The sequence below is a fragment of the Streptomyces sp. NPDC033845 genome (assembly GCF_055576225.1).
This window is the reverse complement of record NZ_JBVIRI010000004.1, coordinates 507,310-531,025: the sequence shown is the minus strand read 5'-3', so window position 1 is coordinate 531,025 and position 23,716 is coordinate 507,310. Positions and strand designations below refer to the sequence as shown.

The window sequence follows — 23,716 nt, the reverse complement described above, 5'->3', positions numbered from 1 at the left end:
GAAGTTCACCGACCCCGAAGGACCCGTGACCGAGCCCGACTTCAACTCCAGGCACCAGCACCTCCGGCACCAGCTCGCCCTCTACCTCCGCGAGGCTGAGCAGATCCTCTCTGCCTGGGACACCTACTCCGACGAACACACCGGCCCCGAGGGCTGGCCGCACGACGAGGAGGCCTACGGCTTTCGACAGGCCGAACGCGACGCCGACACCTGGCGGTCGTTCAACCGGATCCGCTCCGGTGCCGACCTCCTGGTCGCCACCGCCGAAGCCCAGCTGCAGAGACTTCCGGGGCGAAGCCGCCACCCTCACTGGCCATGGCAGATCCGCACTCTGCTCACCGCCCACGAGCGGATCGGTGCCCTGCAGCACGAGTGGCTCGCACTGCTCGCCACCCCGCCCCCTTCGGCACGGCCGGGCAACGAGGAGTACGACGGGCCACTCGCCGGACGGAACGCCGAAGCCTGGCACTACCTGAACGAGTGGTCCGTCCACGGCCAAGCCGTCCTCGATATCCACAGCGCTCTGCGCCGCGCCCATCCCCAGTCGGCCACCGCCCCCATAGCCGACCCGCCCCACCGGGACTCCAACCCGGCGGCGCCCCGCCGATAGCCGCCCTCTCCCGCCGAGCCCCCTGGAACCGCCCCCCTTGTCCAACCGCTCCCCGAGCAACTCCGACGGCTACGACATAGCCTTCAAGGCGCTCCTCGGCGCCCTCGCCATCGCCCTTCCCCTGTCCACCCTGGCCTGGCTGGGCGGCAACGCCACTGCCTGGATCACTGGCAGTGACCCCTGGGCCCCCTACCAACCGGCCAACGCCCTTCTCCACCCCGAGGCCCTCTGGCCCGCAGCAGGAGAATCGTCCCTGCTGATCGGGACGCGCATCCTGCCAGCCGCGACTCTCCTCGCTCTCAGCGCGTGCGGCTATCTGTGGTGGTCCCGGCACAAGGGCACGCTCAGCCGGACGAAACGTATCGCCGGGATGGCCCGCGAGAAGGACATCAGGCCACTGCTCGCCAAGGCTGTCACGGAGAAGAGCCGTTCCCTGAGGCCCAGCCTCCGGGGGTCCAAATTATGTGAACCCCCGTGACACCGGGGTGCTCCTCGGCAACCTGCAGGGTAGCAGGACCGAGGTCCGGATGGGGTTCGAGGACGTCGCCGTCGCGATCATGGCCCCGCGTTCGGGCAAGACAACCTGCCTGGCCATTCCCGCGATCCTGGCCGCCCCCTGGCCGGTGCTCCTCACCTCGAACAAGGCCGCCGGAGACGCCTACACCGCCACGCTCGATGCCCGCGCCGCGGACTGCCAGACGTGGAGCATGGATCCACAGCAGATCGCCCATGCAGCGCGCGAAATGTGGTGGAACCCCCTCGCCTCCGCCAAGTCCCTTGATGGCGCGAACAGGTTGGCCAGCCACTTCCTCTCCGCGAGCGTGGACGCCGCCTCCCAAGGCGATTTCTGGTCCAAGGCAGGCTCCAACGTCCTCAGCCAGCTCCTCCTGGCCGCCGCTCTCGACGAGCGGCCCATCACCGACATCATGCAATGGCTGGCCTTCCCGGCCGACCGCCGGCCCCTCGACATCCTGCGTGATCACGGGTTCTCGGCCGTCGCCGCCCAGCTCAGGGGCACCGTCGAAGGTCCTCCAGAGACTCGTGACGGCATCTACGAGACCGCACGCCAGTACGCCTCCGCCCTTCTCAACTCAGAGATCGCCGCGTGGGTCACCCCGCAGAAGGGCATCCGCGAGTTCATCCCCGCCGAGTTCGTCACCAGCCGGGACACCTTGTACCTCCTGTCGAAGGACGGCGGCGGCGGCGCCTCGGCGTTGATCGCGGCTTGCGCGGACGCCGTGATGCGGGCCGCCACCGCCCAGGCGGAGCGGGCTGGCGGACGCCTGGACCCGCCGATGCTGGCGATCCTCGACGAGGCCGCCAACGTGTGCAAGATCAGCGACCTCCCCGACCTGTACTCCCACCTCGGGTCCCGCGGAATCATCCCGATCACCATCCTGCAGTCCTACCGCCAAGGCCAGAAGGTGTGGAGCGACGCGGGGATGGACGCCATGTGGTCCGCGAGCACCGTGAAGGTGATCGGCTCCGGTATCGACGACCCGGACTTCGCCGACAAGCTCAGCAGGCTGATCGGCGACCACGACGTCGAGACGCGGTCCACCTCCATCTCCGACTCGGGGAAGTCGACATCGATCAGCATGCGGCAGGAGCGGATCCTCCCCGCCGATGCCATCCGCGCCCTCCCCAAGGGCACCGCGCTCTGCTTCGCCACCGGCCTGCGGGCCGCCATGCTCGACCTTCGCCCCTGGTACCTGGAGCCCGGCGCCGGCAACCTCTCGGCCGCTTCCGCCGCCGCCTCCAAGGGGATCACCGACCGCGCCGTCGCCAAGCACGCATCCCGGCAGGACGACTACGGCCCCGCCGCGTAGTGCAACTGCCACACCCACCCGCTGCCCCCTCCCGTCAGGATCCCCGAATTGCTGGAGCATCCCTGAGCACCGACCAGCACGCGAAGCCCCCGGCCACCACCGGGGCGCCCACGCCCTTCGACATCGCACGTGCCCTGGCCACCCACATCTCGACTACACCGCCGCCACCGCCGCACTTCGTCACCTACAGCTTCGGCCTCCTGCGTACCGCCGCGCCCCGCTTCGGATACCGAAGCAGCGGCGGCTCCGTTCTCACTCTCGCTAACTCCCTTCACGCTCAGCTGTTCGGGCTCCCCATCGAACGCACGGAGCTACCTGGGGCACTGGACGAGCTGCTCCAGGTCTTCAACGACGACCAGGCCCGGGTCCTCGCACAGGTCGCCACGCAGATGGAGGCCGCCACCGCACTGATCGAGCGGACCCGACACAGCAACGGCAGGTGGCTGCCCGACCATGTCGTGACCCGGCTCCGCATGGTCGAGGACCTCGCACGACACGTGGCGGTCGAACTGTCCGAGTTGGCCCCGACCGTCAAGCCCCCGACGACACCGTGCACCCCGGTGGTGACCGCGCCCGCACTCGGATCCGGCACCGGGCGCACGAGGTAGGGCCCTCTGCCACGCCAGAGCCTTCACTGCACTGACCCGACCATGCAGCCAGGCTGCGGCCCGACTCCCCGCCGGGATCAGGTCCCCGCCCCTGAAGGGTCCATCCGCTCATGTCCGACGACGCCCTCTTCCCCATCCCCGAACTGACCCCATCGTCCGCGCCGCCCAGCCCGCCACGGCGCCAAGCCCCGCTCGCCGCAGTCACCGCTCCGCCCCCACCTCCTGCCCTTGTCCGCCAACAGCCTTCTCCCGTAGTCTGTTTGCTCGCCCTAGCCGACCAGATCACTCAACACAACGACACCCTGGCCCGCCTGCTGCCCACCTATGGAGCGGCCCACGGGCACGCTTCCGCCAACGCCTTGGTCACTGCCTGCAGCGAGGCGGTGAAGGCTATCGAGGACCAGTCGCTGCCTGACACCACCGCGGTGACCGAGGCCGTGATCAGAATCCGGCAGCTGGGCTTCCTGACCGCGGGGGCAGCCCGTCAGCTCGGCGAGGCCACCGGCATCCTCGCCGCCTCCGCTCCGGGCGGCGACGGGCCGAACGACGGCCAGGACATCGACCGACTTGTGGGAGGGGCGGCGGAGTTGACTGCGCTGGGCCCCGCTGCGGCACTGGAGTCGGCGACAGCCATCGCCCTGGAAATGCGGCGCCTCGCCGACCCCGGACCCGCAGTCGCGGCCCGTCTCACTCCGACTCAACGGGCCGCGCTCTGTGCCACCGCCCGCGGGCACGTCACGATCGGCCGGATCGATGGATGGCAACGCGTCCACAGCCGATCCCGCGCGGTGCGCATCGAGACCGCACTTGCCTTGGAGCAGCAGGGCCTGGTCGCACGCGACCTCTCCTCCGCTCCGCCGACCACGGACGGCGGCCCCGCCCAAGACCGGATCCGCCTCACCTTCTATGGCGCTACCGCTCTGGCCGCCGAGCTCGGCCGTGACCTCTTCGCCTCCACGTCTGACACGGCGGTTCCCGCCAACCGTCTCTCCCCGGCACCAGCACCAGCACCAGCACCAGCACCAGCCCGATGACACTCGCCCCTCCCTCCAATCCCGCACGCCATCAACCACCAGAACGTGACCAGCACCAACAAGGACCCCCCATCCCCACCACCTCCTCCCGCACCCCGTCCACCTCCACGGTGCCCCCGACCGGCACCGCCGCGCCCACCCGCCGCATCCTGTCCCTGGGCGCCGGCGTCCAGAGCTCCACCCTTCTCTGCCTGTCCGCAGATGGGATCCTGCCCCGCATCGATGTCGCGGTCTTCGCCGATACCGGGTGGGAGCCGAAAAAGGTGTACGAGCACCTCGACCGCCTCGAACGGGAAATCGCCGCTCCCGCCGGGATACCCATCCTCCGCGTCTCGTCAGGAAATATCCGCGACGACGCCCTGGACCCGAACCACCGATTCGCCTCCATGCCGCTCTTCATCCTGAACAAGGACGGAAATAAGGGAATGACCCGACGGCAATGCTCAGTTATCTGCACCAACCTCCCTCGTTGACCAGCGTGCTGGACGAGCTGATCGACGAGGAGGGCATGTGGAACTGCGATATGAGCTCATGGAGGGCCGGGCCGAGCTCCCACGGGTAGGGGCTGTGTTCCCCGCCCGGGGAGTTCACCCGCCGTACGTCGTCGTGAACGCGTACGACGATGAGGTCGAGCCTGTCACGGCCTACCTGCGGGACCTGGCGCTGAACGACTGCAGCGACCTGACCGTGCGGAGTTACGGGTACGGGCTGCTGCGGTGGTTCCGGCTGCTGTGGCTGCTCGGTGTGTCCTGGGAGAAGGCCACCGAGGCCGAGGTCGCCGTGCTGGCGGGGTGGCTGCGGACCTCTGCGAATCCGCAGCGGCGCCGGTCCGTGCCCGGAGGCGGGGCGCCGGGGGCGGTCAACCTTCGAACAGGCAAACAGAGCCTGCGGACCGGATACGCGCCCAGGACGATCAACCACGCCTTGTCGGTGGTCAGCGGGTTCTACGAGTTCCACGCGCACCAGGGCGCCGGGCCGGTGGTCAATCCGGTTCCGATGTCGCCGCAGCGCCACCGGGCGCTTGCGCACCGCAGCCCGCTGGAACCGTATCCGGTGGTCGGTCGTGCCCGGTTGCGTCAGAAGGTCGCTGACCGGCCACCGAGGTCGGTTCCCGACCGGCTCTGGGACGAGCTGTTCGAGCAGATGGGCTGCGAGCGGGACCGAGCCCTGCTGGAGTTCTACGTCTCCAGCGGCGCCCGCGCCGTGGAACTGCTCGACGTCGGCGTGGACGACGTGGACTGGGCCGGACAAAGGATCTACGTCATCTCGAAGGGCACCCGGGAGCGCGAAGCGGTCCCCGCGTCGCCGCAGGCATTCGTGCGGCTGGCCCGCTACCTCGACGAGGTCGGCACGCCACCGAGAGGCGAGCCGCTGTGGCGTACACGGCGGGGAGCGAGCCGGCCGCTGTCCTACTGGGCGATGCGCCGGGTCCTGCAGCGGGCCAACGAGGTGCTGGGCACGAACTGGACGCTGCACGATCTCCGGCACACGGCGGCGTCGCGCATGGCCAACGGCGGCACGCTGACACCGGTCGAGGTCCAGGCGATCATGCGGCACGCCAACATCCAGACCACCAGCCGCTACCTGACGGCGCGGGTCGAGGAGATCTTCGACAAGCTGACCGAGCACTACGCGGCGCCGAGGCCCCAGACCACGTATCCGACGGGCTACGCCGCCGAGGACATCAAGGCGGTGTTCGGTGGCTGAGGCGCAGGTCAGCCGCACAACAGGGGTCAGCCGCAGGCATGGTCCGGTCGCAGAAGGGATGACCTTCCCCAGCCGGTTCGTCGGTGGACCCATGGAACCGGAGCCGGCGCGGGCATCCACGCCGCCCAGGCCCTTCGGGGACCTGTCGACCGCCCCAGCGGCAGACATCGCACGGCTGGCCGCGGGGGTGAGGGGCGACGCGGCCGAGGTCACCCGCTACCAGCGCGGCCAGGCCACCCGCATGGTGCTGGACTACCTGAGCGGATTCGTCGGGAACACCTGGCAGCAGCGCTGGGACTCCAGCTTCGTCGGCCAGGGTCTGGTCCAGGCGAGCTCGATCGGCTCGCGCCGGTCAACCGGCCTCGCCGTGACGCCCGGTATCCGGGCCTTGTACTGCCTTCGAGTGATCCAGCCGTCCCAGCTGGTCTTCCGCCTCAACACGCTGCAGGGCTTCTCGGCGATGTTCGTCGAGGCCCAGGGCGATCGGCTGCTGGACCGGTACGTCGACCACGTGGCCGCTCTGCCACTGCGTCACGTCCATCAGCGCGATGCCGTCTTGGACCTGTGCAATCTGCTGGCCGTGCAAGGGGTCGTCCTGGCCGATGTCACGCCGGCCTCGGTGTTGTTCTTCGCGCAGGAGAACCGGCGGGCCCGATGCCGTCTCCAGCCGGGGAACACCGTGTCCAACCGGCTGATCGGGCACAGCATGTGGAATGCCCTGCACACCATGGGCCACTTCCCAGCGGACACTCCGGCCACGATGCGGGCTGCCCTGCTGCGCGGGCAGCGGACCATCGAGGAACTCGTCGACCGATACCCGATCCGCAACGCGGCCGTCCGCGGTCTACTGATCGACTACCTCCAGCGGCGCCGGGCCGACAGCGACTACTCGACCATCAAGGCCCTGGTCCTCGCTCTGGTGCATCACTTCTGGGAGGGCATCGAGCGGCTCAATCCCGGCCAGGCTGACCTGCGGATCAGCCCCGACCTCTACTCTGCCTGGCGCCAGACGATCAAGTTCAAGGACAACGGGCAGCCCCGGGCCGGTCAGGACGGCATCGTCATCACCGTCCGCAGCTTCTACTACGACCTGCACACTTGGGCCGCCGAGGAACCTGAGCGCTGGGCGGCATGGGTCGCGCCCTGTCCCGTGCCGCCCGGAGAACTCCACGGCCTGGGCACCCGCCGGCGCCGGATTAACGAGCGGACCGCCGACCGCACCCGCCAGCGCCAGCCCCTTCTCCCCCTGCTGGTCGCACACGTCGAAGAACGCTACGACCAGGCCCGAAGCCTGCTCGAACGCGCCGACAAGGCCGCGGACGGAGAAGTCTTCACCCACCACGGGACCACCTACCGCCGCGTGATCACCGAGCCCGACTACAAGCTGTTGCGGCACGGTGACCCGGTCCCCACCCGGGTCCGCAACGAAGACAGCGGCCGGCTCATCCACATCGGCACGGACGAGGAAGCGGCGTTCTGGGACTGGTCCAGCGTGGAGGCACTACGGCACTCCGGCGTCCGCATCGAGGAACTGTGCGAGCTGACCCACCTCAGCATCCGCCAGTACCAGCGCGCGAACGGCGAGGTCATCGCCCTGCTCGTGGTGGCACCGTCCAAGACCGACCGGGAACGCGTCATCCCGATGTCCGCGGAGCTCTTCCACGTCATCGCGTCCATCATCCGTCGGCACACCCGCCACGGACGGACAATCCCGCTGGTCAGCCGCTACGACAACCACGACAAGGTCTGGAGCGCGCCGATGCCCTTCCTCTTCCAGAGGCAGAACGGCGCCACCCCCGTGGTCTTCAGCACCGCGGCCATCCAGCGGATGATCAGCCGCCGCTGCGAGAGCCTCGCCGAGACCAACCCGGCCTTCCGCGACGTGAAGTTCACCCCTCACGACTTCCGCCGGATCTTCGCCACCGAACTCGTCAACAGCGGGCTGCCTATCCACATCGGCGCGGCGCTGCTCGGCCACCTGAACATCCAGACCACGCGCGGCTACGTCGCCGTCTTCGACGCAGACGTCGTCCGCCACTACCAGGCCCACCTGCACCACCGCCGCCAGGTCCGACCAACCGGCGAGTACCGCGACACGACCCCGCAGGAGTGGAGCGAGTTCGAGGAGCACTTCGACCGCCGCAAGGTCGAACTCGGGACCTGCGGGCGCCCCTACGGCACCCCCTGCCAGCACGAACACGCCTGCGTCCGCTGCCCGATGCTCCACGTCAACCCCAAGATGATCCCCCGCCTCATGGAGCTGGAAGAGGACCTGCTCGCCCGACGAGCGCGAGCCGAGTTCGAAGGCTGGATCGGCGAGATCGAAGGCATCGACCTCACCCTCACCTTCCTCCGCACCAAACGCGAGGAATCCCAACGCCGAGCCCAGCGACCTGCGGTCGACCTCGGCATCCCCAAGCCCCGCACATCCCCCACACCACCGGAGGTCCACTGACAAGCTACATACCGACCCCCACCCAATCGGGTGAAGCGCAGAGCAGCACCGCAACCCTGAAGCGCGACAAGATCGCCCCGCTGTTCAAACAGATCATCGACGCCCTCGGCGAGCAGGCCCTGATCCTCTCCGCCCATGGAATCCGGGCCGCCGGATCCGACGATCCACGGACTCTCGTGGGAGGAACGGCTGCCGTTCTACGATCGGATCGTGAACACGGAACGGGCCTCTGCCCTGCTGCTCGTAGCGATGTACCAGCGACTCAACGGTGTTGCAGGCACCGAGGTCGAGGTGAACGAGCTGCCCGGGTGGGAGGACCTGGGAGACGAACGGCTACTTACGTTGACGGCCCACCTCGAGCGGGCAGGCATGGCCGCTTCGGGGCCCAAGGCGTCAGGGATGTCGTGGTGCCTCTCCCCCGCTGGCGTGGTGAGGGCAGAGAACCTGCTTGAGCAGCGGAATCGTCCGGTCATCCGGTACGACACGGCGCTCAACGGGCTGATCACCGCGGCAACGGACAAGTTCCCGAAGCACAGGCTCGAGGTCCAGGACTTCCTGTCGTCTGAGCATGCGCAGATCCTCGACGACGTGTTGACACTTGACGAGATCTTCAGCGCGATCGAGTACCTCGAGAATGAACAGCTAGTCAGAGTTGAACGCGACGCCAGCCGCCCAACGGCGATCACACTCACTCCCCTCGGCCGGAAATGTGGGTGGAACAGCAACGTAGACGTTCAGGGATTCTTGGCTGGCCAGCAGCCTGTGGGCATTCAGAATTCCTGGTCCGTCGAGGTCTACGGTGGCGCCAACCAGATCGGCCCGGGCAACGTCCAAAATAACAACTTTGGCCTCGACGCTGAGCAGGTCATGAAGCTTGTGCGCGAGGTCAAGGGTTTGGTTCCGTCCATGGACGTGCCGGAGCCTGTCCGTGAGCGGATCACCGAAGACGTTGAAGCCCTTGAGCGTGAGGCGGAGCGTGAAGAGCCGCAGTCTGCCCGGATGCGCCGCCTCATCGAAGGACTCCGAGAGAGCCTCGACCCCTCGAAGGCGACCACCGTGGGGGCCGCCGCAACCCTCGCACAGAGCATCATGTCGATCTTGGCGTGAGCGGACCAAGATCCGAAATGACACAACGCAGCCACATGGAGGAAGCCTTGAGCGATCAGCAGCACAACAACACCTGGAACGTCACGGTGAACGGCGGGGCACCTCAGATGGGCACCGGCAACGTTCAGCACAACACCTTCGGCTACGACCCGCAGCAGCTGGCTACCTTCACCCGAGAAGTCCTGGAGGCCGCTCGCAGGGGAGATCTGCCGGCCGAGGTCGAGGCCGACGCAGAGGCACTCCAGGCTGAGCTTGCCACGACTGAGCCTGACGAAGGGCGCGTGCGTCAGCTGACGCGAAAGGTCTGGGAAGGCACCAAGAAGTACGCACCGCCCGTGCTTGCGACGGGCGCCGCGCAGGCTGCGGCAGGCTTCCTCGGGATTCCCATCGGGTTCTGACGTTCCTGCTGTGGTCCGCGCGGTACTGGTCTGGCCGACACCATGCGCGCCCTGGTGTCCCTTCGCGGCGGCGTCACCTGCGTACGCGGCGCCGCTGCTGACCGCCTATGCCCGGGCCCAGCTCGTCTCTCCGGCTGTCCCCGTCCCGCTCCCAGCCAGCCCGGACGCTTGGCCGCTGGCGGGGCCTCGGTCTCGGGCCCATGCCGTTCTTCAGCGACCCACTGGCCAAGCCCCATGCCTAAGGGCTGTCCCGTAAGTGATCTTCAGGAAGCGGCGCTCGGTTCAGGCTCGTCGGACGCTCTGCCTGCCAGCTGCGCTGCCTCACGCCCAGGCGGGGAAGTCAGGATGGTCCGTGTAGGGCGAGGCAAGGTCACGCAAGTCGTGGCACGGCCAGGGATCGCGGGCGTGACGTGCCAGGATGCGCCGCTTGGCTTCGACCTCACGCAGAACGCGGGCCGGGTCGTGAAGAGCCACATGCAGAGCAATCGTGGGGTGGAACCCGGGGAGGTCAACCTGGCAGAAGTCGACCGTGTGCCCTTGGGCAGACCACTCTCCGCACCCATCACCGTCGCAGCGCCGGGCCAAGTCGGCCTCCTCATCCAGCCGTGCCTCAAGGAACCTCACCAGTTCTTCAGTCATACGCGCATTCTCGGCCTTGTGCCGGACGTCATGAAATGATCATGCGGTGGCTGGTGTGATCACGGCGTTGGAGCCGTCATGGATAGCCCCGTTCACCGGGCTGAGCCCGCGGCAGTTCGGGAAGCTGGTGACGGTTCTGCGACGCGGGGGTGCAGACGCGGTCCGCAAAGGCCGGCCGTGGAGCCTCCCGCTGGAGGATCGAGCCTTGCTGGTCGCGACCTACTGGCGGACGAACCTCACGATGCGCCAGCTAGCCCCGCTGTTCGGGGTATCGAAGTCAGCAGCAGACCGGATCATCGACCACCTCGGGCCGATGCTCGCGCTCCAGCCCCGCAGGCGGTTCGCCAAGGACACCGTGCTCATCGTGGACGGCACCCTGGTGCCCACTCGCGACCACGCCATCGCGGAGCGCTCGAAGAACTACCGGTACTCCACCAACCACCAGGTCGTTGTCGACGCCGACACCCGTCGGGTTGTCGTGATCGGCCGGCCTCTCGCCGGAAACCGCAACGACTGCAAGGCATGGGAGGAATCCGGCGCCAAGGCCGCCATCGGCAAGACCCTCACGATCGCCGACGGCGGCTATTCGGGCACCGGACTCGTCATCCCGCACCGCCGGCGGCGCGGCCAGCCCGAACTACCGGACTGGAAGGAGGATCACAACCAGTCCCACAAGCAGGTCCGAGCCCGCGTTGAGCACGTCTTCGCCCGCATGAAGACCTGGAAGATCCTCCGCGACTGCCGTCTGAAGGGCGCCGGCGTCCACCACGCCATGCTCGGCATCGCCCGGATGCACAACCTCGCCCTCGCCGGATAGATCAGCGGGCCGCACCGCAGCCAACCGCACCCGAGGCCACCCGAAGATCATTTACGGGACAACCCTTAGGAACCCATCCGGGCCGCAAGCCCAACACATACGATCGGCTCGTGACGTTTGAGACCGAAGCGGACCTGCTCCTGCTCTGGATACGCGAAAAGACCGCAGGCATGGACAGCCGCATTTCTGTCGACCCTCACGGTCGTGCGACTGGTCCGAGGCCGCGAAGGGGGAAGTGTTCAGACTGGTCTCGTGGCTTGCCGAGCGCGGCCTCGTCAACCACGACGGACAGCACTACGGGCAGCGGAACGCCGGGTGCAACAGCTTCACGACCAGGTGCACTTTGACACCCAAGGGGGTCCGCGAGGCGGAGCGTCTCCTCCAGCTGCGAGGCAACAAGCTGTACCGGTTCGACACCGCAGCGAACGGCCTGATCGTCGCTGCAATGGACGATGTCCCCGACTATCACATTTTGGTGCAGGACTTCGCTGCATCCGACCGTGCTGTCCTCCTCGGTCAGCGAATCGACGCGGAAACGATCGAGAAGGCCGCGGCCTTCCTGGTGGACAACAAGCTGGCCACCGTGTACTCCCGATCGGTCGCCATTCGTCCCCGAGAGGCTTTCGACCCGTCGTACGCACTCGCCCTGACCCCGTCTGGAATCCAGTGCGGGGACCAACACAGCAACGTGAGGAAATTCGTGGCCAACCAGCAGGACGCCCGCCCGGTCACCACCAACATCTACGGCGGCAACAACCAGATCGGGGACCACAACACCCAGAACAACAACATCGGGTTCCCCCCAGACGACCTCGCCCAGTTCGCCCAGCAGGTCCTCGCCGCCGCCGTCACCATGGACGTCCCTGAGCCGATCCGTGAGCGGATCGCGGAGGACGCTGAGGCGCTGCAGCGCGAAGCGGAGAGAGAGGAACCCCAACCCAGCCGCATGCGACGAGCCCTCGAGGGCATGAGGGAGAGCCTGCTCCAGGCGGGCCAGGACCAAGCCGCGCAGAAGCTCATCGAGATGGCCGGGAACTTCCTCATGACGGCCAGCGGCGGCTGACCAGCGGCATGCGACGCAAGCGCGCCCAGTCGTTCATGGTCCCGTCCTCGCCCGCGCCTTCCTCGTGGTCGCGCCATACGGCCAGGCGCGCGGGCAGGACGGAGATCTTGCCATGGCCCGACGCCGTACCGGCCCGACCGACACCGTGCGCGCTCTGGTGCACTCCCTCGATGAAGGTGCCTGCGTGCGCTACGCCACGGCCCTCGACCTGACGACCCACCACCGGGTGAACCGCGGGATGGACGGCGTTAGGGAGGAGTGGATCAACCAGGCGCACAACCTGGTGCAGGTCTGCACGGTCTGTAACGGCTGGTCCGAGGACAACCGCGGCTGTCGTACGAGGCCGGGTGGAAGGTCCGCCGGCCGGAGCTGCCCAGCGAGGTGCCGGTGAAGTACGCCGACGGCAGGGATTACCGGCTGACCCCGGATGGTGTTCGCTCTACCGTGATGGCGGTGACCCGATGAGACGCCGGATCTCGACGACTGGCTCCGTACGACGTCTGCGCGGACTGAGGCTCGGACCGATCGTGCTGTGGTGTACGCCGATCCCGCAGACGCCAGCTCTCGGCTTCGGCCGAATCGCCGTCACGGACACCCCGCGCAACCCAGCTCCCGACCAGCAGGCCGTGCGCGATGGGAACGCACCCGAGCGAACCAACCGAAGGCAAGTTCGCGCGCCGAACTGGCCGCCCGAGTCCAGGACCAATGCCTGGAAGCGACCAGTCGTCACCGAAGGATGACGTTCACGCCCCGTTCCTCGAAGATCTCCAGGAGCAGGTCGAACAGCGCAACCTCACGGTCGCCGACCGGGAGGCTCTCTACCAACCGTGCCCGAGCCTCGGCCGAGGACTCCCAGTGCAAAGTGAATGGAGCAGTGGCGCCCCAGCCTCCGCAAAGGCAGTCATCCAGGGCGTCCAGGTTCCAGCCGAAGTATCCGCCGGGTCCGTTGACGGCCTCACCGATCGCGCAGTAGAAGCTGTCTTCGTCGACGATGTGCTGGCCGTCCAAGGTGAACACCTGGTCGACTGGGGCATCGGGCTTTCCCTGGCGTTGGTACGCGCGGGACCACAGCGCCACCGACAGCCACGCGTGTCTCTGCTCGGGTGTGAGTTCGTGCCACATTCCGGTGCGGTTCAGTTGACCCGTGCGGACCAGGTCCCACGCTCGTTCCGCTCCGGGCAGGGCGTTCTCGCACCACAGCGTCACCGTGATGTCGACGAGGCCGGCTCCACGGGCGGAAGGTTTGACGTCGACGACGGTGACCTCGTTGACGAAGTAGGACCCCATGGTGGCACCGTCGCCGTCGAGAAGGGCGAGCCAGGCGTTTCCCGCCATGGCGCGACGGCTACCGACATGATCGAGGCTCTTCAGTAGGCCACCCTGCGGGAGGCACCCTTCGAGGTGCACTCGGCGTGCGCCCTCCTCATCCGGCAGAGGTGCGAAGAGCCCCTTGGCCTCGTGAGCGAAGCCCCAGAAGTCGCTGTCGTCCTCGTCCGACGTCAGCGCGTACTTTCGCCCCTCGCCGCCCTGCTCTGATGTTCGCATAGCCCCCCATGAGAGCGCTGATCTTACCGACGCCCGACAACTCGCCGGCAGTCGTCGGCGCTGCCCCACCCCTGACCCCATCCCATCCATCTCGGAGGCCCATTGACGAGCCACATAGCCCTGTTCACCCATGAGAGTGAAGTGCAGAGAAGCACAGGCGAATATAAGATCAAGCCAATCAAGAAGACCGTTCGAGAGATCCTCGGCTACCCCCACCCCGCACCGGTCCCGAGGGGCGTATTCGTTGAGCAGTGGGTCGGCATCAGTACGGACGAGTTCCACCGGGCCAAGGATTCCGGCGTCCAGTACATGCGCAACGCCCACCCGCTCATCGACATGGACTGGTCCCGCGCGGACTGCGTCGGCTACCTGACCAGAATCGGCCTGGCCGACACGCCCAAATCGAGTTGCCTGGGCTGCCTTATGTGGAATCGACCGGGGCTAGCTTGGAGCCATGGTCGACGTCCCGTGGGGCAAGTTCCCTACCCTGGCAGCGGATCAAGAAGCCCGCAGGTGGTTGCAGTTCATGGCGAACATCGGGCGGGCGCCGAACACGATCGACGCGTACGGCCGCGCGGTGGAGGACCATCTGCGGTTCTGCGCTGCGGAGGGTACGGAACCGCTGTACGCGAAGGCGGACACGGTGGCGGCGTGGATCGGGGAGATGTTGGAGCGCCCGCCTGGCCGGCCGCGGGGGAAGGGCGCGAGTCGGGCGGGTCCGGGGCTGGCAAACGGGACGGTGCAGCAGCGGCTCGTGGCAGTCCGATCTTTCTACGAGTTCCTGGTGGAGGACGGGCTGCGGGAGCGGAACCCGGTTCGGCGCGGGCAGGCGGGCAGACGAGGGCGCCGGCCCAAGCGGGGTCTGGTGCGGCGTATCGAGCAAGCGCCGTGGATACCGACGGAGGCCGATTGGCAGCGGATCCTGGAGGCGGCTCGTGCCGAGCCGCTGCGGAACCGTCTGATGATCTCTCTCGCCTATGACGGCGCCCTACGCCGCGAGGAACTCGTCCAGCTGTCCGGCGATGACTTCGATCCTGCCTACAGCCTGATCCGGCTGAGGGCGGAGACGACGAAGTCCAAGCGGTCGCGGGAAGTCACCTACGGGGAGGCGACGGGGCAGCTGTTCATGGCCTACCTGGCCGAGCGACGCAGTTCGGTCGGCAGGGTCGGCGGACCGCTGTTGCGGTCGACGTCGAACCGGAACCCAGGTGGTCCGCTCGGAGCGTCGAGCTGGTCGAAGATCGTCGAACGTCTCAGCAGCACGTCCGGTGTCAGCCGCCTTTCCACGCACACGTTCCGGCACCTACGGCTGACGGACCTGGCCCGGGCCGACTGGACCATCGACCAGATCGCCCAGTACGCCGGCCATCGCGACCTGGCCACGACCATGCGCTACATCCACCTGTCCGGCCGTGAGCTCGCAGCACGTTTCCACCGGGCGAACACCACCCTCCACGCCGACCGCGAGCGGCTCCTCGCCCGTCTTCTGGAGACACCGTGAACCGCAACCCCGGCCACCGGCTGACCATGCACCTGCTGCCCGACCTCATACCGAAGGAGGTGACCGCACTGGAGCACATCGCCCCGCTGAATGCGATGCACGCCCGGGCAGCGGCGGATCTGGCACGCCTGATCATCCCGATTGATGAGGTCACCTCCGCCTGGGATCCGGGCAAGGCACGCTCGGCGCGGTTTCGCTTGCTGAAGGAGGTCCACCGGCAGCAGAGGCCGTACTGGACCTGGGACGAGGAAGCCTGGGCAGAGGCCGCATCGGAGGCCGGGGCATTTCGGTTTCATGTGGCGGCTCTGGGCCACCAGCTCGGTGGACACCACCGCCTGCACGGCACCGCCGGCATCACCAGTCTGGCCCGGCTCGCGGACCTCGTCTTCGGCCCGCAGGCCATCCAGCCCGCGGTCGATGCCATCGCGGAGACCCTGACGGCCTGGCGCAACTCCACTCACCTGTTGCCCTGGCAGGTTCGCAACGCGACCATCGACGTGCTCCTGAGCAACAACAGCCCTCACCTGGAGGACCTGCGCGAACCCCTCTTGGAAGACCTGATGGAGCACTACTGAGCTGTACTGAGATTTGTGGAGTCCCTGATGCCAGGGTTACGGTCCTGGTGAAGGAGATCCATCAGCACCATGGCAGCACCCCGTAAATATCCGGACGAACTGCGCGAGCGCGCGATTCGCGAGGTCCGCACCACCGGCCGCCCCATCTCCCACGTCGCGAAGGACCTGGGCATCCACAAGGAGGCCCTGCGCGGCTGGGTCCGCCAGGCCGAGGCCGACCGCGGCGAGCGGGACGACCGGCTCACCACCGCCGAGCTGGACGAGCTCAAGCAACTCCGTAAAGAAGTAGCTGAGTTGCGGCGGGCGAACGAGATCCTGAAAGCCGCCTCGGTGTTTTTTGCCCAGGAGATCGACCGTCCCCGGACGAGGCCGAGCAGGTGATCGACCACCTGCGTGAGAGGGGCCTTGGGGTCGATCCCGTCTGCCGGGTGCTTCAGCTGTCGCCGTCGACGTACTTCGCCCGCAAGAAGCGGCCGAAGTCGGCCCGCCGGCTCCGGGACGAACAGCTCATGCCGCTGATCGAAGAGGTCCACGCCGAGTCGGGCGGCACCTATGGCGCCCGCCGGATCACCCGCGCGCTTCGGCGCAGGGGCCACGGGGTGGCCCGCTGCACCGTCGAGCGGCTGATGGCCGAGCTGGGCCTGGAGGGCGTCATCCGTGGCCGGCGGCGTCGGACCACGACTCCGGAGCCGTCGGCGCCGCGTCCGCCGGACCTGGTCGACCGCGACTTCACCGCCTCCCGGCCCGATCGGCTGTGGGTGGCGGACATGACGTATGTCCGCACCTGGTCGGGGTGGGCTTATGTGGCGTTCGTCCTGGACATGTACTCGCGGATGATCGTCGGGTGGCAGGTCGCGGACCACATGCGGACCGAACTCCCGCTGGATGCCCTGGAGATGGCGCTCTGGCGGCGTCGGATCACGAAGGGCTCCGGACTGATACATCACAGCGATCGCGGGTCGCAATACGTGTCAATTCGGTATACCGACCGGCTCGCCGACATCGGCGCCTCCGCCTCCGTCGGCTCCGTCGCGGACTCGTACGACAACGCGATGGCCGAGGCGCTGAACGGGACCTTCAAGGCCGAGCTGATCGAGATGCAGGGTCCCTGGAAGGACGTCGACCAGGTCGAGCGGGCGATCTTCCAGTGGATCACCTGGTACAACGAAGAACGCCTTCACTCCGCGATCGACTACGTGCCGCCCGCCGAGTACGAGGAAGCCTTCTGGCGCAGCCAGGAGCAAACCCCGCAGTCCGCCTGAACCAATCAAGATCGGACTCTACGAAACTCGGGGCAGCTCACTACCGCTCCACCGGCGCGACGAGCCGCCGCCGCGGCTTGTTCAAGATCTCCCGCGTCCTGGCCGACAAGGGCATCATCTCCTCGCCTCTACGCACCAACCAGGACAAGGCTGGGCCGGAAACCGCGGCCCTGGCCACGGTCCCGTCCCCGTGGCGGGATGCGGCCCTGCGGTGGATGCGGCTGGTCACCCACGAACCCGGGACAAAGCGTTCGATGCTCTCGGCCATCCTGGTCGCCGGCCGCTGGGCAGCCGAGAAGCACCCTGAGGCGGTCGCTCCCGAGCACTGGACGCGTGACATCGCGGCCGAGTACATAGCCGACACGATGACCGCCAACGTCGGGCAGTGGGCCGGGCACAGCCGCAACCGCTCCCGCTTCGGCCAGCCACTGAGCCCCGCTGGGAAGGCCAACCGGATCGACAGCATCCGAGGCTTCTTCAACGACCTCATCGAATGGGAATGGATCAAGCCGCGGTTCGACCCGCGGCAGGTGCTGAGCATGCCGCTGTCGCTCCGTGCACTCATGGGACCCAACCCGCGGATCATCGACGACGCGACCTGGGCCAAGCTCATGGCCGCCGGGCTGACGCTCAACAGCGAGGACCTCAAGCCCTACGGCACCCCGCGGGCCCGCTCCGCAGGCTGGCAGGCCACCTACTACCCCATCGAGATGGTCCGGGCCATGGTCGGCGTCTGGCTGTTCGCCGGCTGCCGCATGGACGAACTGCGCCGCCTCGACCTGGACTGCATCACCTGGGACGAAGGAACCGACGAACGGACCGGCGAAACCTACCCCATCTGCCTGCTGCACATCCCGCAGAACAAGACCAGCCGGCCCTTCGCCAAGCCCGTCGACCCCCTCGTCGGAGAACTCATCGACGCATGGAAACTCGTCCGCTCGCCCCAGCCCGACCTCGCGGACCGCAAGACCGGCCTCCCCCGCCAGCACCTCTTCTGCCACCGCGGCCAACTGGTGGGCAACGCCTACCTCAACGACAACATCATCCCGGCCCTCTGCCAGAAAGCCGGCATCCCTGCCGAAGACTCCCGCGGCGCCCTCACCAGCCACCGTGCCCGCAGCACCATCGCCACGCAACTCCTCAACGCCCGCGACCCCCTCACCCTCGGCGACCTGCAGCAATGGCTCGGCCACAAGCACCCCGCCAGCACCCGCTACTACGCCAAGATCCTCCAACGAACCCTGACTGCCGCCTACCGGAAAGCCGACTACTTCGCCCGCAACATCCGCACCATCGAGGTCCTCATCGACCGCGACAGCATCCTCACCGGCGCCGCCACCGGCGGCGAACAGCCCTGGAAGTACTACGACCTCGGCGACGGCTACTGCAGCTACGACTTCTTCGCCAAGTGCCCCCACCGCATGGCCTGCGCCCGCTGCCCCTTCTACGTCCCCAAGGAGTCGACCAAGGGCCAGCTCCTCGCGGTCAAGGACGGCATCAACAGGATGCTCGAACAGGTCGACCTCACCGACGACGAGCGCGAAGCACTCGAAGGTGACCGCGACGCCGTCACCGCGCTGGTCGAGAGGCTGGCCGACATCCCCACACCTGCGGGGCCCACACCCAAAGAACTGGGCACCGAGGCCGCCTTCATCCCCCTCACCCAGCTCACCGGCACCATCTCCCGAGAGAGAGACAGCTGAGCAAGACTGGCCGCCTTCACCAGACCGCGATCGTCTGCGGACGGTTTCCACTCAGGGTTGGGCATCCACGTCTGCGATGAGCTCCGCCGCGGTGACGCCCGGCTGGACTCGAACATCAAAGTTGTAACCCTGATCGCAGAACACCAGCTCGACGGAATCCGGCATCAGCCGGCGAAGCAAGCAAGCGACCTGCGCCGAGTCTGCCAGGGCCGCGTCCAAGTACAGGCCCGTCCCATCCTCCGGCAGAAGCACCTCGCCCGGGCCCTCATCCGTGCAGAAGCTCCAGCTGAAGGCACATACCTCACTGCGTTGCGTCGGATCGGCTTCGACCTCGGCCCAGAGTTCCGTGATCCCGGAAGTCACGGCGGCTGAACTGACCCGCCAGGTGGTGGTCGAACCATCGAAGAACGCCATGAACGCAGCCATGCCGCGTGTCTACCACGCCCGCTCACGCACCCCACAACCGCCCCGGGAGGGCGCTCCCTCCCCCAGACGAAAGGTCACGAACCTGTCTCGATTCTCAATAACTTGCCCATTCCATGGAAATGCCCAGTGGCGCAACATCAGGGATGAATCGCCGACTGAATGGGCCGATGTTGTTTCATTCGATGCGGCCATCCGTCAGGGAAATGCGCGCGCGAACGCGAACGGCAACCCTCTGCTCGGCCAGGCGTTTCTCCACCGTTCCCGGGTGCCGCTGTCCGAGGCGCCAATCGACCACGTCACGGCAGCCGAGTGGGCGGCCCTGCAGTCGGATCCGACCACACCGGACGCCGACGAGCTCGACGCCGGGGTGGTCAACGGCTGCTCACCGTGGGCGTGCCGCGGCGAGCAGTACGTCCGCGACGACTTCGGCCTGGCCACATGAACGCCTTCGCTCCGACCGATCGTGTTCTCGTGTCTCCGCGGTACCTGGCCGGACCAGGTACCGACAAGATCGCCGACGTTGTCGGGCCTCTCGCCCGGCTCTTCGGCTGGCAGGCAGCCCAGGACCACCAGCGACTACGCCTGACCAGTCCCCAGGCCAAAACCATGGTGGAGTTCACCCCCGAGAGCCCGGACGGTCTGTGGTGGACGATCACGAACCTCGATCCCCCCTGGCAGATCCAGGTCAGCCGCCAAACCCCAACCGAGGCCGTGTCGGCCGTCGCTCAGAGCCTGCCGCAGCTCCTCGGCGATCACCGCCACGCCGAGCGCATCCCCCTCAGCCCTCTCTCGCTCCGCGAAGTCGCCGTCGTCAACCAGTGGGTACGCGCATCCGACAACAGCGCCTACACCTCTCTGGACGGCCACTGCTCGGTCCACCACCGCCCCCGTACCGGTGTCGGCTGGTCCGTCGAACACTCGGTCTACGACGGGTTCGACACGCACTGGAGCGCCACGTTCACCGACGCCGTGCCCATCCAGCTCGTCGTCCAGTTCCTCTCCCACCTCGCCACCAGCGAGCCCGTCGTCCGCGAGTACCGCGAGATCCCCGTCCTCGCCCGCGCCCTCGACGCCGCGGTGATCACGCCGCTCGAAGCCGCTGGGCTCGGCGGGCACGTTCACCACGCACTCGCCCAGATCCCCCGGGCGGACACACCGGCAGCTCCGTCTCGCCGGCCCTGATCGGCCGCCCGCCGTCCCGGCCGACCTCAGCCTCCGGTCCCGCGCGACGCTGAACCCACGCGGGCCCCCCTGCCGGAAGCCCGGTCGAAACCGGCCCCCTCTTCTCCCCGCACACCCTCCCAGCAGTACGTGCGCCACCCGCAAGGACACCCCCCATCCCGACCAACTCCACGACCCTCCGATCCCCGTCCACCACCAGCTCGCCGACCTTCCCTTCCCCGTCCGCCACCAAGCGCATCCTGGATCTGTTCGCTGGGGCGGGGGGCTGGGGGCACGCTCTGCATGTCCTGGGCGTGCGCGACGTCGGCCTGGAGTGGGACGAATGGGCCTGCAGAACCCGGGCCGCGTCCGGGCAGACCACCATCCGCACCGACGTAGCCCTCTACCCGGTCCACCCGCTCGTCGGCAGGATCCGCGGTCTGATAGCGAGCCCTCCGTGCCAGGCATGGAGCATGGCCGGCCGGCGCCTCGGCCTGATCGACCAGCCCCTCGTCCACCAGGCTGTCGCGGACCTGGCCGCCGGCCGGGACACCCGCGAACGGCTGCTCGCCGCCTGCCAGGACCCCCGGTCCCTGCTGGCCGCCGAGCCCATGCGCTACCTCTACGCCCTCGCCCAGGCCGGCGAGCCGGACTGGGTGCTCATGGAGGAGGTCCCCGACGTCGCCCCCCTCTGGCGGCAGTACGCGGCCATCCTCCGCTCCTGGGGGTTCTCCACCTGGACCGGCATCCTCAACGCCGCGGACTACGGGGTACCGCAGACCAGGAAGCGGGCGATCCTGATCGCCTCCCGCACCCGTACCGCCGCCCCGCCCGAGCCGACCCATGCCAGGGCCGCCGAGCCGGAGAGCTTCTTCGGCCCCGGCCGCCAGAGTTGGGTTTCCATGGCCGACGCCCTCGGGTGGGGGCGTACCGACGGGCCTGTGCCCACCGTGTGCGCCGGCGGCGGTCCCGGCGGCGGTCCGGAGCCCTTCCCGTCCGGCTCCCGCAAGACGCTCGCCGACGCCCGCGACCGGGGCGCCTGGCAGGAACCCCGGCTCCGTGCCCAGGGCCCGGGTGCTGGGAGCCGGTGCGGGTGCGCGGAGCAGTCGCCGCGGTGCGGGGGCGGAGAGGGCTGGGTCCTGCGCAGCAACAGCCAGGCCCACGCCTCCGTCCGGCCGGTGACCGGACCGGCCGGCACCTTGTTCTTCGGGAACCGCGCCAACGAGTGCGTCTGGACCACCGCGGGCCGGGCCGAAGCAGCTCCGCCGCCGATCCGGATCACCGCCGAGGAGGCCGGGATCCTACAGTCCTTTCCCCCGGACTACCCCTGGCAGGGCAACAAGGGCCAGCGCTTCGCCCAGATCGGGAATGCGATTCCTCCGCTGCTCGCCGCCCACTTGATAGCACCGCACGTCGAACGCACCTTCACCCGCGACGACTTCGCCCTGACGGCGTGATGTCCGACGCCATCCCCGCTGCCGACGAGGACCTCCTGCCGTTTCCGGCGCCGCCGCCGGTGGTCCACTACGCCGAGCAGGCCCTGCTCGGGGCCCTGCTCCTGGAGCCCTCCCGCCTGAAGGCCATCGGTCCGCTCGCGCCTGAGGACTTCGCCAGCCCCGCCCACGGCGCCGTGTTCGCGGCGATGGCCACGGTGTCCCCGCCGACGCCCGAGGTCCACCGCACCAGCCCGGTGTGGCTGACCCAGCTCCTGGACGCCGCCCGGCCCCAGGCCCGCTCCCTGTCCGCCTCCTACCTCCACACCCTCATCAGCGTCTGCCCCACGGACGCCCACGCCCCCGCCTACGCCCACATGGTCCGTGCCGGGCGCGCCCGCCGCGTTCTGCGCCGGCATGCAGGACTCCTCGCGCAGGCCGCCCGCGCGCCGGGGCCTGATCCGGCCCAGACGGTCCTGACCCGGGCCGATCAGCTCGCCGCCCACCTTGGCGAGATGGCGAACGCCTTCCCCTCCCACCCCGGCTCACTCCCCCGGACCCCGGCCCCGCCCCCGGCGGCGGCCACCCACACGGCCGAGGCGAGAGAGGAGGAGCGGATGCTGCTGGCCGCGGCCACCGCCCACCCCGAGGACCTGGCGACGATGCGGTGGCTGCAGGAAGCCGACTTCACCACCCCCGATCACGCCGCTCTCTTCGCCTGCCTCACCGGCCTCACCCGCCGGGGTGCGCCCGTGGACCCGATCACCGTGCTCTGGGAAGCACAGCAGCGCGGACTCCTGCACGCCCGGTTCGGCCCCACCGACCTCCTCGACGCCCTCTCCGACCCCACAGCGGCAGCAGAGCACTGGGGGCAGAAGATCGTCCTCCGCGCCCTCCTGCACCAGGCCAAGGAGGTCGCCGAACGGATCGAGGCCCTCACCGCGGACGAGGCCACCACCGTCCACCAACTGACCACCGGCAGCCGGCGGGCCCTCGCCGCCCTGTCCTCGGTCCGGGCCCGCTGGCACCAGGCCGTCACGGCCACGACTTCGACGGCACCCACCGGCGCCCGCACGGCGGCCAGAACCGCCAAGCCCCGGCCATCGGCCGCCCGGGCCGGCCCCGTGCTGCGCCTTCCCGCACGGCCCGCCCGCTGAATGCTCCCGCTCCCGCAGACCACCTGCTGCGTCCCACTCGACGAGGAAGGCCCCCATGGCGTACGCGCCCGCTGACGCCCACGTCAGCTTCACCCTGCACCCCGACCACCACCCCGGCGTGCTCGCCACGACCTCCGGGCCGGCCAGCGACGCCACCCGCTCCCACCTCCACGACCTCGGCTTCCGCAGCACGGGGCCCGACACGTCGGTCTTGGCCCGGATCGACCGGGAGGAGCCCTACTACACAGGCCGGGCCGCGGCCGAGCTGAAGCGGTACGGCTTCACCACGGATATCTCCCCCGACCTCCAGGAGGAGATCGACACCGAGTGGACCTGGGCCGACTACCCAATGCCCTGGTGCACCCGCGAGGAGATACGGCAGGTCAGCGCCGAGGCCCAGCGCATCCACGACGACATCGCCTCAGGCCAGCTCACCATCCACGTCCACGCCCACGACGGCCACACCACCGTCGCGGTGGGCACCTACGCGCAGGGCATCCGCCGCCATGTCCACCTTCACTGAGAGAACCATCTCCGCCAGGAGACCATGACCTTCCAGGGCAAACCCTTCCCCAGCCCAGCCCAGCCCAGCCCCACCCCGCCGCCAGCCCCGCAACCGTTCTCGCTCTCGACACTCGCACCGCCGAACAGCTCGCCCTGCTGGCCGCCGTTTGGGGCACGAGCCC

Annotated in this window: 21 protein-coding genes and 3 pseudogenes; 21 read left to right on the top strand and 3 right to left on the bottom strand. The window is 68.5% G+C overall.

The annotated features are described in order from the left end of the window. Positions 1 to 25: 25 nt before the first annotated feature. The 9 genes and pseudogenes from ACZ50K_RS12060 (at position 26) to ACZ50K_RS12020 (ending at position 9,748) form a co-directional block, all read left to right on the top strand. Complete coding sequence (locus ACZ50K_RS12060; protein WP_468900997.1) at positions 26 to 610, top strand: hypothetical protein; 585 nt, start codon at positions 26 to 28, stop codon at positions 608 to 610. Positions 611 to 647: 37 nt separating this feature from the next. After that, positions 648 to 2,439 (top strand): annotated as a pseudogene (locus ACZ50K_RS12055) (type IV secretory system conjugative DNA transfer family protein). Further along, positions 2,439 to 3,047: a hypothetical protein gene (locus ACZ50K_RS12050; RefSeq protein ID WP_468900995.1), complete on the top strand. Its 609-nt coding sequence runs from the start codon at positions 2,439 to 2,441 to the stop codon at positions 3,045 to 3,047. Before ACZ50K_RS12055 ends, ACZ50K_RS12050 begins: the two are co-directional and overlap by 1 nt. Before the next feature lie 260 nt (positions 3,048 to 3,307). Beyond that, positions 3,308 to 4,081 carry a hypothetical protein gene (locus ACZ50K_RS12045; protein WP_468900992.1) on the top strand — a complete coding sequence of 258 codons (774 nt, stop codon included), beginning with the start codon at positions 3,308 to 3,310 and terminating at the stop codon, positions 4,079 to 4,081. Positions 4,082 to 4,227: 146 nt separating this feature from the next. Beyond that, positions 4,228 to 4,527 (top strand): annotated as a pseudogene (locus ACZ50K_RS12040) (hypothetical protein); the annotation flags it as partial. An 85-nt stretch (positions 4,528 to 4,612) separates the two neighbouring features. Then, entirely contained in the window at positions 4,613 to 5,788 is a 1,176-nt protein-coding gene (locus ACZ50K_RS12035; protein WP_468901204.1) for a tyrosine-type recombinase/integrase, read from the top strand. 187 nt (positions 5,789 to 5,975) lie between these two features. Further along, positions 5,976 to 8,243 carry a tyrosine-type recombinase/integrase gene (locus tag ACZ50K_RS12030; RefSeq protein WP_468900990.1) on the top strand — a complete coding sequence of 756 codons (2,268 nt, stop codon included), beginning with the start codon at positions 5,976 to 5,978 and terminating at the stop codon, positions 8,241 to 8,243. Between the two features lie 135 nt (positions 8,244 to 8,378). Beyond that, positions 8,379 to 9,350: a hypothetical protein gene (locus ACZ50K_RS12025; RefSeq protein WP_468900989.1), complete on the top strand. Its 972-nt coding sequence runs from the start codon at positions 8,379 to 8,381 to the stop codon at positions 9,348 to 9,350. Between the two features lie 47 nt (positions 9,351 to 9,397). Continuing rightward, positions 9,398 to 9,748: a hypothetical protein gene (locus ACZ50K_RS12020; RefSeq protein WP_468900986.1), complete on the top strand. Its 351-nt coding sequence runs from the start codon at positions 9,398 to 9,400 to the stop codon at positions 9,746 to 9,748. Positions 9,749 to 10,069: 321 nt separating this feature from the next. On the opposite strand, the gene ACZ50K_RS12015 is transcribed toward ACZ50K_RS12020, so the two are convergent. Beyond that, entirely contained in the window at positions 10,070 to 10,387 is a 318-nt protein-coding gene (locus tag ACZ50K_RS12015) for a DUF6221 family protein (protein WP_468900983.1), read from the bottom strand. 46 nt (positions 10,388 to 10,433) lie between these two features. Here ACZ50K_RS12015 and ACZ50K_RS12010 point away from each other — a divergent pair, with 46 nt between their 5' ends. Together ACZ50K_RS12010 and ACZ50K_RS12005 are read left to right on the top strand one after the other, a co-directional pair. Next, positions 10,434 to 11,204 (top strand): transposase, encoded by a 771-nt coding sequence (locus ACZ50K_RS12010; protein WP_468900980.1) that lies wholly within the window; start codon positions 10,434 to 10,436, stop codon positions 11,202 to 11,204. A 235-nt stretch (positions 11,205 to 11,439) separates the two neighbouring features. Next, the gene (locus ACZ50K_RS12005; RefSeq protein ID WP_468900977.1) at positions 11,440 to 12,267 is read left to right on the top strand and encodes a hypothetical protein; all 828 of its coding nucleotides are present in this window, start codon (positions 11,440 to 11,442) and stop codon (positions 12,265 to 12,267) included. Between the two features lie 726 nt (positions 12,268 to 12,993). Here ACZ50K_RS12005 and ACZ50K_RS12000 read toward each other — a convergent pair. After that, the gene (locus ACZ50K_RS12000) at positions 12,994 to 13,812 is read right to left on the bottom strand and encodes a barstar family protein (protein WP_468900974.1); all 819 of its coding nucleotides are present in this window, start codon (positions 13,810 to 13,812) and stop codon (positions 12,994 to 12,996) included. 102 nt (positions 13,813 to 13,914) lie between these two features. Between ACZ50K_RS12000 and ACZ50K_RS11995 the strand changes: the two are divergent. The 5 genes and pseudogenes from ACZ50K_RS11995 to ACZ50K_RS11975 form a co-directional block, all read left to right on the top strand. Further along, positions 13,915 to 14,232: pseudogene (locus ACZ50K_RS11995) on the top strand (hypothetical protein); the annotation flags it as partial. A 34-nt stretch (positions 14,233 to 14,266) separates the two neighbouring features. Continuing rightward, a complete protein-coding gene (locus ACZ50K_RS11990) occupies positions 14,267 to 15,313 on the top strand; it encodes a tyrosine-type recombinase/integrase (RefSeq protein WP_468900972.1) in 1,047 nt (348 codons plus the stop codon). Then, on the top strand, positions 15,310 to 15,888 hold the full coding sequence (locus ACZ50K_RS11985) for a hypothetical protein (protein ID WP_468900969.1): 579 nt from the start codon (positions 15,310 to 15,312) through the stop codon (positions 15,886 to 15,888). Before ACZ50K_RS11990 ends, ACZ50K_RS11985 begins: the two co-directional genes overlap by 4 nt. A 69-nt stretch (positions 15,889 to 15,957) precedes the next feature. Then, positions 15,958 to 17,150 (top strand): IS3 family transposase gene (locus ACZ50K_RS11980; RefSeq protein WP_468900966.1). Its coding sequence is split into 2 segments (ribosomal slippage): positions 15,958 to 16,222 and positions 16,222 to 17,150, totalling 1,194 coding nucleotides; the frame shifts between segments, so codons are not numbered across the junction. 77 nt (positions 17,151 to 17,227) lie between these two features. After that, entirely contained in the window at positions 17,228 to 18,853 is a 1,626-nt protein-coding gene (locus tag ACZ50K_RS11975; protein WP_468900963.1) for a tyrosine-type recombinase/integrase, read from the top strand. A gap of 51 nt (positions 18,854 to 18,904) precedes the next feature. Here ACZ50K_RS11975 and ACZ50K_RS11970 read toward each other — a convergent pair whose 3' ends face one another. Further along, on the bottom strand, positions 18,905 to 19,279 hold the full coding sequence (locus ACZ50K_RS11970) for a hypothetical protein (protein WP_468900960.1): 375 nt from the start codon (positions 19,277 to 19,279) through the stop codon (positions 18,905 to 18,907). Here ACZ50K_RS11970 and ACZ50K_RS11965 point away from each other — a divergent pair. The 5 genes from ACZ50K_RS11965 (at position 19,266) to ACZ50K_RS11945 (ending at position 23,553) form a co-directional block, all read left to right on the top strand. Further along, positions 19,266 to 19,721 carry a hypothetical protein gene (locus ACZ50K_RS11965; protein ID WP_468900957.1) on the top strand — a complete coding sequence of 152 codons (456 nt, stop codon included), beginning with the start codon at positions 19,266 to 19,268 and terminating at the stop codon, positions 19,719 to 19,721. The two genes, ACZ50K_RS11970 and ACZ50K_RS11965, sit on opposite strands and share 14 nt — an antisense overlap. 29 nt (positions 19,722 to 19,750) lie before the next feature. Next, the gene (locus ACZ50K_RS11960) at positions 19,751 to 20,461 is read left to right on the top strand and encodes an SPDY domain-containing protein (protein WP_468900954.1); all 711 of its coding nucleotides are present in this window, start codon (positions 19,751 to 19,753) and stop codon (positions 20,459 to 20,461) included. 293 nt (positions 20,462 to 20,754) lie between these two features. Continuing rightward, positions 20,755 to 21,897, top strand: coding sequence for a DNA cytosine methyltransferase (locus ACZ50K_RS11955; RefSeq protein ID WP_468900952.1), 1,143 nt, complete (start codon positions 20,755 to 20,757; stop codon positions 21,895 to 21,897). Continuing rightward, complete coding sequence (locus tag ACZ50K_RS11950; protein WP_468900950.1) at positions 21,897 to 23,030, top strand: DnaB-like helicase N-terminal domain-containing protein; 1,134 nt, start codon at positions 21,897 to 21,899, stop codon at positions 23,028 to 23,030. Before ACZ50K_RS11955 ends, ACZ50K_RS11950 begins: the two co-directional genes overlap by 1 nt. A 55-nt stretch (positions 23,031 to 23,085) precedes the next feature. After that, the gene (locus ACZ50K_RS11945) at positions 23,086 to 23,553 is read left to right on the top strand and encodes a hypothetical protein (protein ID WP_468900948.1); all 468 of its coding nucleotides are present in this window, start codon (positions 23,086 to 23,088) and stop codon (positions 23,551 to 23,553) included. Positions 23,554 to 23,716 lie beyond the last annotated feature (163 nt).

Coding starts and splice junctions, on each gene's coding strand:
- ACZ50K_RS12035 (WP_468901204.1), top strand. CDS start 4,613: ATGGAGGGCCGGGCCGAGCTCCCACGGGTAGGGGCTGTGTTCCCCGCC.
- ACZ50K_RS12025 (WP_468900989.1), top strand. CDS start 8,379: ATGGAATCCGGGCCGCCGGATCCGACGATCCACGGACTCTCGTGGGAG.
- ACZ50K_RS12015 (WP_468900983.1), bottom strand. CDS start 10,387: ATGACTGAAGAACTGGTGAGGTTCCTTGAGGCACGGCTGGATGAGGAG.
- ACZ50K_RS12000 (WP_468900974.1), bottom strand. CDS start 13,812: ATGCGAACATCAGAGCAGGGCGGCGAGGGGCGAAAGTACGCGCTGACG.
- ACZ50K_RS11990 (WP_468900972.1), top strand. CDS start 14,267: ATGGTCGACGTCCCGTGGGGCAAGTTCCCTACCCTGGCAGCGGATCAA.
- ACZ50K_RS11965 (WP_468900957.1), top strand. CDS start 19,266: ATGAACGCAGCCATGCCGCGTGTCTACCACGCCCGCTCACGCACCCCA.
- ACZ50K_RS11970 (WP_468900960.1), bottom strand. CDS start 19,279: ATGGCTGCGTTCATGGCGTTCTTCGATGGTTCGACCACCACCTGGCGG.
- ACZ50K_RS11950 (WP_468900950.1), top strand. CDS start 21,897: ATGTCCGACGCCATCCCCGCTGCCGACGAGGACCTCCTGCCGTTTCCG.
- ACZ50K_RS11945 (WP_468900948.1), top strand. CDS start 23,086: ATGGCGTACGCGCCCGCTGACGCCCACGTCAGCTTCACCCTGCACCCC.